The sequence below is a fragment of the Paenibacillus sp. BSR1-1 genome, assembly GCF_030403775.1.
Lineage (GTDB): Bacteria > Bacillota > Bacilli > Bacillales > Cytobacillaceae > Neobacillus.
The window spans coordinates 86,010-99,809 of the sequence record NZ_JAQMWQ010000013.1; the positions used below are offsets into that span (position 1 = coordinate 86,010).

A 13,800-nucleotide genomic window follows, 5' to 3' on the forward strand; every position below is an offset into this window, starting at 1 on the left:
AAAGGCAGCAAATTAAGCTGCTGCCTTTTTGAACAATTTTTTGAAGTTAAGTTCATCTGGATTTGCGACAGTAATAATTGAACCGACTATAATCATGACACTGCAAATGAGCAGTTTTGCTGTAACCGGACTTCCAAAGAAGATAAACCCGAAGAAAATCGTCCAAGAAACATAGGTAATATTGAGGGCCATTGCTCTTGTCGGACCAATTTCGTTAATCGCTTTGTAGTAGCCTAAGTAAGAAACGGCGCCACATAATCCGACTGATGCAATATAGATCATTTCTTTAGACATGATAATGTCACCGACTACCGCATAACCGCCAAAGATTGGAATGATGATCAATCCGAATACCAAGGCAGACGTGACTTGTCGAATCTGCAGGGCATGCTCTGGTGTTACATCATCCTTCATCCCATAAGCGCAGATAACACATTCCATCCCCCAGCCAAAAACGGAGCCTAAAGCAAAAATGAACCCTAATGTAGCGTTAGGCCCAAGTCCCCCGCTTGAGTAACCTAAAATAAAAATAAAGAGGATACTTACAAAAAGTCCGATCCAGTTTCTGATCGAAAGTTTATCCTTTAACCATAAGAAGGCAAACAAGGCGCCAACAGCCGGATAGACGGCTGAAATCGAAGCCGTGTACGAAGCCCCGATATATTTTACAGCTAACACGTAACAAGTCATACCGACCGGACCGCCCATTAACGCTGCCAGCATGACGTAACGGCCGCTGCGAGTCATCATCTTCGCGAACGAGTTCTTTAGTTCCCCTTTAAACGCCATATAAATCATGACCCATACAGCTGAAAAGGCATCATGGAAATAGGTGCTAATCAGCGGAGCTAAAAAGATGATTTTGTCCGTTGACACAAATAAAGTATGTGCTAGGATCACTCCAATAAAAACAGTATCCAATGCCCACGTTATCGCTGAAATTAAGCCTGCTAATGAACCTTTAGTTTTTGTATTCAAGCACTTTCCCCTCCCCTAAAATCTTCTTAATATTTTCTTTAGCACGATCGAAACGATGAATTCCATATGAACCGAAATCATCACCTGCTGCTTCCTTTATGACCGTCCAGGTGCTCCATAAGAAATCCTGGAAGATCTTATTCATTAAGATTCTTGTTTTGATCTCTTCCGTAACTTCTTCTCCCTTAAAGTAATGGGATAAGAACAATTCCTCGTCTTCAGGTGAAAACACACTTTCCATCGAATGTGCCGCGATGTCCCACATTGGATCACTCAAGCCGCTGTATTCCCAGTCAATTAGATATAGTCTTTCGCCGCTTTTCACCATGTTTTCGGCAACAGGGTCAATATGGCAAGGGACAAACTGAATATTCATCGCTTTATAAATCCGTTCAATTTCCTTCACCTGACTGCGAACTTCCTCGTAGCCTTCATAAAATTGGCCTTCGGCATTGATGACTAATTGTTCATATTTATCCATTTCCTTAAATACATCCCACGTATTTTCCATAGGAATATTCGATTGATGCAGCGTGCGTAATCGGTCCGTCGTCAGCTCCATGATGTCTTCACGCTTACACATTTTTCCGTTTAACGTTTCGGCATTTGGAATAATCTCCGAAATCTTCACACCCGTTTCGGAATTAAAATAAATTAATGGCGAGTCGATGCCGATTTCACTGACAAGATTGGAATTGATTTTTTCTGCGAATCTATTAATCATGGCTTCCGTTCCAACGCCTGCAATCCGCAGGACATAGTCCTTTTGATTCGTTAAGGTAATCTTGAAGTTTTTATTTGTCATTCCGCCAAAAGGAACAATGCTTTCAATCTCAGCTTCAGTTACATTTAACGCTTTTGTGACCAGTTCATGAATTTGCTCTTTTTTAAATTGAGCTTCCCTGCGTTTTAATTTTGGCAGCACAACATTTCTGGCATTGATATAATCTTCATTGGTATCGATATCCGTCCAGATTAAGTCATTCATTTTAACAAAGCCGACATTATACTCTCTTGCAACATCCAACAGTAAGTATTCATAGTTTAAATAAGGGTTTTTATTCTCTTTATATTCCTCTATCATTTTGGAAAAAACCTCAAAGGAAAGCTTACTGATGCCAACCATTTCGCCATCAATCCTATTAAATTGCGCGATATCCTTTGAAATTTTGTATAAATAGCCGTTCTTTAACTCAACAAAAGCCTCAGCCCCGGATCCGCTTTCATTTGCAAGCAAAATGCAGGACCTTTGGCTATTTTCGAGTAATTGATCAAAAGTCTCTTCCTCTGTGTAGATATCATGCTCCACCAAAAGAAAATCGCCTGTTATGTATTCTGCTGCACAGGCAAGCGATGCCATCGATCCCGTCCACTTGAACTTGTTGTTTTCGGCTAAATAAACTCCTTCAACATCCTTCAAGAAATCAAAAGATTCCTTCTTATAGCCTGTTACGATGACAATTTTTTCGATTCCTTTTTGCTTTAATAGATTTAGGTTTCTAGTTAATAAATTACTATTATCCAATTCAAGCAGGCTAACCGGCTCGTCAAAATCCACACTTTTTCCTGCCGCTAAAATAACCGCTTCACGTACTTTATATTGATTTTCCATGTGGTGCCTCCCAAATGTTCATTTTATGAATTAATTCAATTTTTGAACTTATTATTATCTTAGCAGTAAAACTGGGCTTTTGTAAATTAAATTTTTTCAAAAAATGTCGACATTTGGTGAGGCTTGTCCACAAAAAAATCCAATAAATGCAAAAAACCCCTCCAAAAACTGGAGGGGTTCCATTATATCCATATTATTTCTTATCCGATACGGCGAGGCGATTGATGGCGCGTTGAAGAGCAAACTCAGCACGTTTGAAATCAATATGATCCTGGCGCTGTTCTTGAAGACGCTGCTCAGCACGTTCTTTCGCTCTAAGCGCACGTGCAACATCAATTTCTGAACCTTTTTCAGCAGATTGGGCTAAAATCGTCACTTGGTCAGGACGGACTTCTAAAAATCCACCGCTAACCGCAACCAAATCTTCTTTCCCATCCTTCAACAGGCGAACCGCGCTAATCTCAAGCGGAGCAACCAAAGGAATGTGGTCAGGCAAAATACCTAATTCACCAGCAATACCCTTTGCAATCACCATTTCCACTTCTGAGTCATACACCGGGCCATCGGGAGTAACAACATTGACTTTAATCGTCTTCATTTTTTACCCTCCTGGCGCACTTTAGACTTCTACACCCATGCGTTTTGCGGCCTCAACCACTTCTTCAATACGGCCGACTAAGCGGAACGCATCTTCTGGAAGGTGGTCATACTTGCCATCAAGGATTTCTTTGAATCCTTTAACCGTTTCCTTAACAGGCACATAAGATCCAGGCTGGCCAGTGAACTGTTCAGCAACGTGGAAGTTTTGTGATAAGAAGAACTGCAGGCGGCGTGCACGAACTACGACTAACTTATCATCATCAGAAAGTTCATCCATACCAAGGATTGCGATAATATCCTGTAATTCACGGTAACGTTGTAATGTTTGCTGTACTTTACGAGATACATTATAGTGCTCTTCGCCAACGATTTCAGGTGACAATGCACGAGAAGTCGAAGCAAGAGGGTCCACCGCAGGGTAAATACCCATCTCAGAAAGCTTACGCTCAAGGTTGGTTGTTGCATCTAAGTGAGCGAAAGTCGTAGCCGGAGCCGGATCCGTATAGTCATCGGCTGGTACGTAGATCGCTTGGATCGATGTAACAGAACCTACGTTCGTAGATGTGATACGCTCTTGTAATTTACCCATTTCAGTTGCAAGAGTCGGCTGGTAACCTACCGCAGATGGCATACGGCCAAGTAGGGCAGATACCTCAGAACCTGCTTGCGTGAAACGGAAGATGTTATCCATGAAGAAAAGAACGTCCTGTCCTTGCTCATCACGGAAATATTCAGCCATTGTCAAACCAGTCAAGGCAACACGCATACGTGCTCCTGGCGGCTCGTTCATTTGTCCGAATACCATCGCTGTTTTCTTGATAACGCCTGAATCCGTCATTTCGTGGTAAAGGTCGTTACCTTCACGAGTACGCTCACCAACACCGGCGAATACGGAAATACCGCCGTGCTCTTGCGCGATGTTGTTGATTAATTCCTGGATTAATACGGTTTTACCTACACCGGCACCACCGAATAGACCGATCTTACCACCCTTAATATATGGAGCAAGCAAGTCTACTACCTTAATACCAGTTTCAAGGATTTCTACTTCAGTAGAAAGATTTTCGAATGTTGGCGCTTCGCGGTGAATGGAATCACGGCGCTCACTTGCCGGAATCTCTTCCTTCAAGTCAATAACATCACCTAATACGTTAAATACACGGCCAAGAGTTGGATCCCCAACCGGTACCGAAATCGGTGCACCAGTATCCTGTACTTCCAAACCGCGAGTTAAACCGTCAGTAGAAGCCATCGCAATCGTACGAACTGTATCATCACCTAAATGAAGGGCTACTTCAAGGGTTAAGTTGATATCAACTTCTGATTCATTACGCGCTTTGGAATTAATTCTTAAAGCGTTATAGATCTCAGGTAGTTTGCCGTTTTCAAATTTAACGTCAACAACCGGACCCATAATCTGAACAACGCGTCCAATGTTCATCGTTTTCCCTCCTATCTTACTCTTTGAACAAATCCGTGAGGGATTCTTATCAATCCCTCACGAAAAATTTATTTATACTGCAAGGCTGGCCTCACGCCAACCTACTTTTAAGAAGACTATTCTAAAGCCGCCGCACCGCCGACGATTTCCGCAATTTCCTGCGTGATCGCTGCCTGACGGGCACGGTTGTAAATAAGTGAGTAGTTCTTGATCATTTCTTTCGCATTATCCGTAGCGTTCTTCATCGCCGTCATCCGGGCAGCATGCTCACTTGCTTTACTGTCTAAAAGAGCACCGTAAATTAAGCTTTCTGCATATTGCGGCAGGAGAACTTCAAGAATTTCTTCTGGAGACGGTTCAAATTCATAAGAAGCAAGCTCTTTTGAAGAAGTGATATCCGATAGCGGAAGCAGCTTCTTCTCCGTTACTTCTTGAGAAATCGCACTGATATAATGGCTGTAGTAAATATATAGTTCATCGAATGTGCCGTCCGCGAACATGCCAACCGTACTGGAAGCAATTTCTTTAATGTCGTTGAAGTTCGGCTGATCGGAAACCCCGGTAATCTCGAGAGCTACATTGATGCCGCGCTTCAAGAAAAAGTCACGTGCTACACGTCCGACTGCAATAATCGCAAACTCATCATTCGATTTATGACGTTCTTGAATGGTTTGATAGACACGACGGATGACGTTGCTGTTAAATGCACCAGCAAGACCACGGTCGGAGGTCATAACAACATAACCCGTTTTCTTTACTTCACGGGCTTCAAGCATTGGGTGAGCCACACCTTGTGCACCCGAAGCGATTGCCGCCGTTACTTCCTGGATTTTTTCCATGTACGGTACGAATGATTTTGCATTCATAACGCCGCGGTTCCATTTCGCAGCTGACGTCATCTCCATCGCTTTGGTGATCTGACTCATCTTTTTCGTAGAATTAATACTATTTTTTATATCACGTAATGATGCCATAGGTTCTCACCACCCTCATTCAAAGAATGTTTAGCATCAGCACCTTTTGAAAAAGGTGCTGGTGCCGAAACTTATGTCAGACCCTATACTTATTCGGAAACTGCAAACGTCTTTTTGAAGTCGTTTAATGCAGATGCCATATCGTCATCAGAAGGAAGATCCTTCGTCTTTGTAATATGGTCTAACACCTCTTTGCGGTTGTGGTCTAACCAGTTTAAGAATTCAGATTCAAAGCGACGAATATCTACTAAAGGAATATCATCTAAGAATCCGCGTGTTAATGCATATAGAATCGCTACTTGCTTTTCAACAGAAAGCGGCTTGTTAAGATCTTGTTTTAATACTTCAACCGTACGGGCACCACGAGCAAGCTTTGCTTGTGTTGCTTTATCAAGGTCAGAACCAAACTGAGCAAATGCTTCAAGTTCACGGTATGACGCAAGGTCAAGACGCAGTGTACCTGCAACCTTTTTCATCGCCTTGATTTGTGCGGATCCACCTACACGGGATACAGAAAGACCGGCATTGATCGCTGGACGTACGCCAGAGAAGAATAAGTCAGACTGCAAGAAGATTTGTCCATCTGTGATGGAGATAACGTTTGTTGGGATATAAGCAGAAACGTCACCTGCTTGTGTTTCGATGAACGGTAATGCTGTGATTGAACCGGCACCAAGTGTGTCGTTCAATTTCGCAGCACGCTCTAGTAAACGGGAGTGCAAGTAGAAAACATCCCCTGGATATGCTTCACGACCTGGAGGACGACGAAGTAATAGGGAAAGCTCACGGTATGCAGCCGCTTGCTTAGATAAATCATCATATACGATTAAAACGTGCTTGCCGTTGTACATGAACTCTTCTGCCATTGATACACCCGCATATGGAGCTAAGAATAGCATTGGAGCTGGTTGTGACGCAGAAGCTGAAACAACGATTGTGTAATCTAATGCACCATTCTTACGAAGAGTTTCAACCGCGTTACGTACAGTTGATTCTTTTTGACCGATGGCAACATAGATACAAATCATGTTTTCGCTTTTTTGGTTCAAGATTGTGTCGATCGCAACAGATGTTTTACCTGTTTGACGGTCTCCGATAATTAACTCACGCTGACCGCGGCCTATTGGCACAAGCGCGTCAATCGCTTTAATACCCGTTTGTAATGGCTCATGAACGGATTTACGAGCCATTACGCCTGAAGCAACTACTTCAATTGGGCGTGTTTTAGTTGTGTTGATTGGACCCATACCATCGATTGGTTGTCCAAGAGAGTTTACAACGCGTCCAATAAGTTCCTCACCAACCGGAACCTCCATGATGCGTCCTGTACGGCGAACCTCGTCACCCTCACGGATTTCAGTGAAAGGTCCAAGGATAATGATACCGACGTTATTTTCTTCAAGGTTTTGTGCCATACCCATAACGCCGTTTGCAAATTCAACAAGTTCTCCAGCCATGACATTGTCGAGGCCATGAACACGAGCGATACCGTCACCTACGGAGATAACTGTACCGACATCAGTAACTTGAATTTCTGCCTGATAGTTTTCAATTTGCTTCTTTATCAGGGCACTGATTTCTTCAGCTTTGATGCTCATGAGTTTCACCCCTATCTAAATCTTTGCTTATTCTATTTGCTACATTCGACTTTGAGTGATGTCCAGCTTCAGCTCCCAGCGACTAGTGTACTTCGCTCTTCTCCCTACGATAAGTCAACATCGAATCGCTACGCTCTTCGTGTTTCCTTTATCTCAGTCGAAGCGCTCCAGTCCATACGTCGCTAAACGGTCGCTTCCGCTTTTCGTCTTAGCTTAACAATTTACGTTCTAAACGGTTCAACTTGCCGCGCAAGCTGCCGTCATATATACGATTTCCGATGCGGAGCTTGATGCCGCCGAGCAAATCGGAATCTACGATATTTTCAATTCTTAATGATTTCTTGCCAATTTTCTCAGCAAATGTTGTGGAAACAGCTTCTCTTTCAGCCTCTGTCAGTGGACGAATGCTGTAGACTTTTGCTTCTGCAATGCCCATTTCCTCATTTGCAAGCTCGATAAATTGGTTTACCACTTCAACGATTTCATCTTCGCGATGGCGGTCGATTAAAATCATCAACGTATTTAAAACATAAGCATTTACAGTTGAAAACGCATTGCGGATGATTTCCTTTTTGTTTTCATTTGTAAGCTTTGAAGATTTTAGAACAGCCTTCAAGTCAGCATTGTAATCCAAAACTTCCCGTACTACGCGAAGTTCTTCTTCTACGTTACTTAGAATCTGCTGTTCTTTTGAAATTTGAAAAAGAGCTGACGCGTAGCGTTTTGCTACCATAGAATTGCTCATCGCCCTTCTCCTGCCTCTTTAAGATATTCGTTAATCAGCTGGTCTTGATCTTGTGCCGTCAATTCTTTTTCAATTACTTTAGAAGCAATTAAAACAGATAGAGAAGCAACCTGCTCGCGGATAGCGGCAACAGCTTTCTCTTTTTGCTGGTCGATTTCAAGCTTGGCAGCTTCTTTAATGCGTTCTGCTTCAGAGCGGGCCGCAACAACGATTTCTTCACGTTGAAGGTCGCCTTGCTTGCGCGCATTTTCCATTAAGGTTTGTGCTTCTACACGCGCTTCTTTTAAAAGATTTCTTTGCTCTTCTAAAAGCTTTTTCGCTTCCGCACGGCTTGATTCAGCCGCAGAGATTTCGCTAACAACATGCTCTTCACGCTGCTTCATAATGCCCATTAAAGGACCCCAAGCAAACTTTTTAAGCAATGCTAACAAAACGATAAACATAATAAGCTGGAAAATAATATCTCCGTAATTTACATGGTGGCCAGCTTCCGCTGCAGCCCCCAATACTAGACTGTTCGTTAACACCCCGGGTTCACTCCTTTCAAGAGTCGCTAAAGCGATAGTAAAACAACCATTTTAAAATAACAGACATAAATGAATGGCGAAGTTTTTACGAGCTTCGCCATCTGGAGTTTTTGTCATTTTATCGGTTCAATACCATGAACGCAATTACAACACCGATGATCGGAAGGGCTTCAACTAACGCTACCCCGATGAACATAGTTGTTTGTAATAGACCACGAGCGTGTGGCTGACGAGCGATACCTTCTACTGTACGTCCTACGATTAGACCGTTACCGATACCTGCACCTACTGCTGCTAAACCAATTGCGATTGCTGCTGCTATAAGATTCATTATTTTGTTCCTCCTTAAAATTGTATGAATAAGTTTTTATTATTTAATATATTAATGGTCATGGCTGACTTTATGGGACAGATAAACCATTGTTAACATAGTGAAGATGTAAGCTTGGATACTGCCTACGAAAACAGAGAAACCTTGCCATACAAGTGTCAACGGTATTGCTGCTATCATACCGGCGATACCTTGATGGGCTAATCCTGCTGCCAATAGTGAAAGTAGTAATTCACCGGCGTAAATGTTCCCGTAAAGACGCAGACCAAGTGTTAAGGTATTCGCAAATTCCTCAATGATTTTCAATGGGAATAAGAATTTCATCGGCTGGAAGAAGCCTTCTCCATATCCCTTTGCGCCTTTTAGCTTGACGCCGTAGAAATGGGATAACCCCACTACCAAACAGGCTAATGTCAAAGTTATCACTGGATCTGCAGTTGGTGATTTCCACCATAATTTCTCATCAATGACGATTGAAAATGGCAAACCCAACATATTGGAAACAAAAACATACATAATTAATGTCAGCCCTAGGACGTGGAATCTGCCGCCTTCCTTCCAATCCATTGTGCTGTTGATGATGCCCTTGACAAAGTCAAGCACCCATTCTAAAAAGTTCTGCATTCCTGTTGGTTTCATTGCAAGCCTGCGGGTAGAAAGCACGGCAATAAGAAAAACAACCAAACTTGCAATCGTAATCATCAGGATATTGGCACCATTAAACCAAAGACCCATAAATTCAAACTCAGGAGCTCCATGATGCATATAAACTCACCTCGCTTCCCATTATTTATGTACATGCAACGCATGGTAAAAATAATCTATCATAATGACAATATAGGATGTCATTAGTCCTACCACTACAAAAGCGATGTGGAAATACTCAGGGTATCGAAGTGCAATTACGCCCGCGATTCCGGCTGTCGCCATCCTTTGCAGCGACCCCAGGGAGCGTACCTTCTTCCCTTCTGAAACAGCTTTATCAAACTTTTCAGTCTTCCGCACCAACAACCAAAGATTCAGGAAACTGAAAACAGTCCCAAGAATCAGTCCAAGAAACACTGTTTTGTACTCGGTGAAGCCCCAGCCAAGAACATAAATGGACAACAAGTAGAAAATCCATTTCTTTTGCCTGTTGTACATCTTTCGAAAATCTGGCATCGTTATTTTTCTCCTGAATAAAAATGGCGGATTGAAATCAGCATGGAATACGTTCCTGCTGCTAGTCCTAGAAGCAATCCGACTATTAAGAAAATGGGCTCGGTACCCCAATGTCTATCCAGCCATCTTCCTGCAAATATACCTATGAGAATGGAACCAACTAACTGGGAGACAATTGCGGACATCAAAGCCATAGCTTGAAATGGGTTGCGGTTATTTTGACGCATACTATCGATCCTCACTCCAAGAGAATGTCAAGAGGGTAAGAGGTAAATTAATACGTCTAAAATGTATCAATTATGTGAAAACCCTATCATTTTACACCCTTTGTTAGCATACAATAGCGACTTGTCAAAGTCAATGACTTTACGTGAAATATACCACAAACAATTTCCCATGATTTTTGGAAATTTTGGATTAAAGTTTCCACTACCATTGTATTGTAAATATTGAAGAATTTTTGACCTTTTTGTGTCTATTTTGTGAACAATGTTTTCAGAAATTTCGGGAAATAATCCTAATTTGGGATCGTGATCATCGCCTCCATAAAATCCTCCCTGCCCGCCTTTTTAGCAAACACTTTTGCCAAGTATGTTCCCTTCGGCGGCAGCTGCTCTTCCGTGAGTACTTTTTCAAGCTGTCCTTTTTTTAAATTGGTGCCCGTATCGAGAAAACCAATGAACCTGTAATCCTCAGGGTTAAACAGAGCAATTCCGAATTCCTCTGCGCCGCCGGGCAAATACACTTCATATTTATACTGCCCCGGCTGATCTCCCTCTCCAAAATCAAAGCCCATCACCCGCGGGTAATTAGGTTCCTCGAGTACATAGAGATAGGGAATTTGAACCTTGGCCGCCCCCGCCTGCAGACACAAGTATCCATCCTGGACCTTTCCTTTGAAAAGAGCAGGGTCCACCGTCAACTCCACCGTAACATCCTTAGTCTGCTTCGGCTCTAAGGTGAACGCTAGCGGCAGCCGCCATTCAAGCCCGTCGATATGGTGCGGGATATCAAACGTGTAACGGAGGGAGCGTCTGCTTGTGTTCTCTATCTTAAGGATGGACTTATGAACATCCTCTTCATGGAATTTGCCAAAATGAAGCGAGCTTGGCGTGACTAGCGATTCCGCCTTAACCGCCTCAGCCACCTGAATCCGTCCAGCCCCCTGTTCATAGGTGCGATATAAAGCAGCCGCTTTCGTTAATGGCTTAGCTGTATTCATCAAAGCCGCCTTAATTTGTTCCGGCGTCCAGTCCGGATGCGCCTGCTTTATCAGCGCACAGGCCCCGGCCACATGCGGCGCCGCCATACTTGTCCCCTGCAGGCTCAAGTATCCGCCCGGAATTGTCGAATTAATCGCAACCCCCGGTGCAAGCAGGTCCGGCTTAATCTCCCACGTCCCCGTCACCGGCCCACGCGAGCTGAAGTCCGCCAGCCTGTCCACTTCCTCCGTGACCTCAAGCCTTGCTTGCACACTTCGTTTACTTAATTCTTTTTTCAAAAAGACTCCGTCACCCTTCGCAAGTGCTCCGACCGGGAGGGTCAGCTGAGTTTCCAGGTTCCCCATGAAGCTGCCGCTCATATTATTGTAGATTAACACGGCTCTTGCCCCGGCTTTGAGGGCATTTTCTGCCTTTTCGCTGAACATTATCGTGCCTCTTTTGATAAGCGCAATTTTGCCTTGAACGTTTTGAAGGTCCTGCGGCCGGCCGATGCCGCCATCGACTAATTCTACGGATCGGTCCAGTTTCCATTCAGCCGATCCCTCGAGCGGCTGAATCCGGAATTTATCCCGCGTTCCTTCTATTAATAATTTCGGTATTTTCATCGTCGGTGTCGAGGCCCCGACGGAGATGGCTTTTGAAGCGGTCCCTGGTGAACCGACCGTCCACACATTCGGACCGGAATTGCCGGAAGCCGCCACGGCAACGATTCCTTTCTCAACGGCCCGGTTAAGTGCAAGACTGATCGGAAGGTCAGGGCCGTTGATATCGTTCCCGAGTGAAAGATTCACGATATCGACCTTGTCCTTGATTGCCTGTTCAATCGCCGCGAGCACCTGCTCCGTTGTCCCACCGCCGCCCGGGCCGAGTGCGCGGTATGCGACAATCTTTGCCTCGGGGGCAACACCTTTAATTTTTCCATTGGCAGCAATAATTCCAGCAACATGGGTGCCGTGGATGGTCGCTCTGCCAATAGCCTTCGTTTCCATTGGGTCACGGTCATTGTCAACAAGGTCGTGGCCGCCGGCATAATTTCGCTGGAGGTCGGGGTGCGTATAATCGACGCCTGTATCAATAACGCCCACCTTAATCCCCTTCCCCGTTAACCGTTCGTTTTGTTCGTCAAAATACTTTCGTACTTCTTGGCCGCCAATAATTTTGACACTTTCCTCAGTTTCAGCCTGGTATTGGACAACGGGCGAGACATTCAGGATCCGTTTTTGTTGGGAGAGCTGCTCTATGCTTTCGGGGCTGCCTTCGATGGAAAATCCGTTGAGTGCCTCACGAAAAATACGGCGCAGCTTTACATGTTGATAAGGTTTGATCAGTTGTCTGATTTCCTGCTCAGATTGCGGCTGATCAAGAACCACAATGGCAACCGATGTTGTTTTTGGAATGGGTGGATGAATTAGGATTTTTGAAGGTTGAAAGGCTTGTGCATGCTGTAGTTTGTAAGATGCCGGAATTTGCAGAGCCAAGAGCAGGCATAATAGAAGTTTCATGTGTAAATTTCCCCTTTTTTCATATCGTTTTCCTTGAGCGGGGAAAGTATGCAGCCCGGCGGGAGATAATATTGAGTGGTGCGTTTGCTGCCGGTGGAGGGGAGGTTGAGCGCACGCAATAAGTTTCCCGCTATTCTACTTGAAGGTATACGAAGAAACTCACTAAATTGTTTCCGTGTGATCGTTTGATGGATTAACAGGAAGTCATCAACAGCTGGAAGATGGGCATTTTTTGAAGTGTGGTTGCAATATGAACAATGCCAATTTCCAGAATAATAATTCACATGAAAATTTTTACACTTGGGGCATTGAACTCCCGGATACAATTCGGTAAAGGAAAGATTGTAAGTTTGGAGAATATCCAGCATGAGGGGCTGATGGGCTTGTAAGAGGGCATCGGTAAGGTGAATAAGCTTCTTTTTGCTTAAATGTGGATTGGGATACTTCATTTCTAATTCTTTGATTTTTGTGATTAGTGATTCTCCATAAATTATATACTTAAAAATTTGTGTGTTATCAGGAGTTGTTTCTATTAAGGTAGACGTTTTGCTAAACGTAACCAGATGTTCGATGGGATAACCTTTTATTTGGTTCTTGCTAAGCCAATTATGGAATTGCATTTTATGCCTCTTCACCTGTTCGATGGGGTTTGATATACCTTCCTCATTATTTTCATAAACTCTCGTTACCGAATTCGAGCCTTTTTTAAAGCATATTCTTCCTGAAATATTCTTGATTTCAACGATCAACCCAAAGTTCATGGTAAGGATGAGTAAATCCATTTGAAAATACTTTTTGTCCTTTATTCGCAGGCCGTGGAAAATATAATACGGCTCCTCAGGCAGTAATGACAGATAATACTCCACTTGTTTTTCACCATAATACCCCTTCATCCAGGACCTTAAATCTTTTTCAATAATTGGTCTTACCGGATGATTTCTTGGCATCCGACTCAATAGCGCCATACATTGTAAAGCTTGATTTGGTACCCTCAATTCCAGGTAATTCATTCGCTTTTCACCTCATTTATAGAATTCAGTGGTAAATTCTCTTAAAATGTTCGATTTCCTGCCCGAATATTAAGGACAAATTGTGAATTTTGCGGTGG

General features: G+C 43.5%; 14 protein-coding genes. All 14 read right to left on the bottom strand.

What is annotated here, in order from left to right; translation table 11 throughout:
- Nucleotides 1–12 precede the first annotated feature (12 nt).
- Nucleotides 13–978 carry a DMT family transporter gene (locus PH210_RS17895; RefSeq protein ID WP_289987472.1) on the bottom strand — a complete coding sequence of 322 codons (966 nt, stop codon included), beginning with the start codon at nucleotides 976–978 and terminating at the stop codon, nucleotides 13–15.
- On the bottom strand, nucleotides 962–2,590 hold the full coding sequence (locus PH210_RS17900; RefSeq protein ID WP_289987474.1) for an NTP transferase domain-containing protein: 1,629 nt from the start codon (nucleotides 2,588–2,590) through the stop codon (nucleotides 962–964). The genes PH210_RS17895 and PH210_RS17900 overlap by 17 nt, the downstream gene beginning before the upstream one ends.
- 193 nt (nucleotides 2,591–2,783) lie before the next feature.
- Entirely contained in the window at nucleotides 2,784–3,188 is a 405-nt protein-coding gene (locus PH210_RS17905; RefSeq protein ID WP_289987475.1) for a F0F1 ATP synthase subunit epsilon, read from the bottom strand.
- 21 nt (nucleotides 3,189–3,209) lie between these two features.
- The gene (gene atpD / locus PH210_RS17910; protein WP_223594881.1) at nucleotides 3,210–4,631 is read right to left on the bottom strand and encodes a F0F1 ATP synthase subunit beta; all 1,422 of its coding nucleotides are present in this window, start codon (nucleotides 4,629–4,631) and stop codon (nucleotides 3,210–3,212) included.
- Nucleotides 4,632–4,747: 116 nt separating this feature from the next.
- A complete protein-coding gene (gene atpG / locus PH210_RS17915; protein WP_289987476.1) occupies nucleotides 4,748–5,605 on the bottom strand; it encodes an ATP synthase F1 subunit gamma in 858 nt (285 codons plus the stop codon).
- 89 nt (nucleotides 5,606–5,694) lie between these two features.
- Entirely contained in the window at nucleotides 5,695–7,203 is a 1,509-nt protein-coding gene (gene atpA, locus PH210_RS17920; RefSeq protein ID WP_289987478.1) for a F0F1 ATP synthase subunit alpha, read from the bottom strand.
- Nucleotides 7,204–7,411: 208 nt separating this feature from the next.
- Nucleotides 7,412–7,948: a F0F1 ATP synthase subunit delta gene (locus PH210_RS17925; protein WP_289987479.1), complete on the bottom strand. Its 537-nt coding sequence runs from the start codon at nucleotides 7,946–7,948 to the stop codon at nucleotides 7,412–7,414.
- Nucleotides 7,945–8,475: a F0F1 ATP synthase subunit B gene (locus tag PH210_RS17930; protein WP_289987480.1), complete on the bottom strand. Its 531-nt coding sequence runs from the start codon at nucleotides 8,473–8,475 to the stop codon at nucleotides 7,945–7,947. The genes PH210_RS17925 and PH210_RS17930 overlap by 4 nt, the downstream gene beginning before the upstream one ends.
- A gap of 118 nt (nucleotides 8,476–8,593) precedes the next feature.
- Entirely contained in the window at nucleotides 8,594–8,806 is a 213-nt protein-coding gene (atpE, locus tag PH210_RS17935; protein WP_223594889.1) for a F0F1 ATP synthase subunit C, read from the bottom strand.
- A 51-nt stretch (nucleotides 8,807–8,857) separates the two neighbouring features.
- On the bottom strand, nucleotides 8,858–9,571 hold the full coding sequence (atpB, locus tag PH210_RS17940) for a F0F1 ATP synthase subunit A (protein ID WP_289987483.1): 714 nt from the start codon (nucleotides 9,569–9,571) through the stop codon (nucleotides 8,858–8,860).
- A 21-nt stretch (nucleotides 9,572–9,592) separates the two neighbouring features.
- A complete protein-coding gene (locus PH210_RS17945; protein ID WP_289987485.1) occupies nucleotides 9,593–9,967 on the bottom strand; it encodes an ATP synthase subunit I in 375 nt (124 codons plus the stop codon).
- 2 nt (nucleotides 9,968–9,969) lie between these two features.
- On the bottom strand, nucleotides 9,970–10,194 hold the full coding sequence (locus PH210_RS17950; protein WP_289987487.1) for an AtpZ/AtpI family protein: 225 nt from the start codon (nucleotides 10,192–10,194) through the stop codon (nucleotides 9,970–9,972).
- A 290-nt stretch (nucleotides 10,195–10,484) separates the two neighbouring features.
- Nucleotides 10,485–12,692 (bottom strand): S8 family serine peptidase, encoded by a 2,208-nt coding sequence (locus tag PH210_RS17955; RefSeq protein WP_289987488.1) that lies wholly within the window; start codon nucleotides 12,690–12,692, stop codon nucleotides 10,485–10,487.
- Nucleotides 12,689–13,702 (bottom strand): nuclease-related domain-containing protein, encoded by a 1,014-nt coding sequence (locus tag PH210_RS17960; protein WP_289987490.1) that lies wholly within the window; start codon nucleotides 13,700–13,702, stop codon nucleotides 12,689–12,691. Before PH210_RS17960 ends, PH210_RS17955 begins: the two co-directional genes overlap by 4 nt.
- Nucleotides 13,703–13,800: the final 98 nt, after the last annotated feature.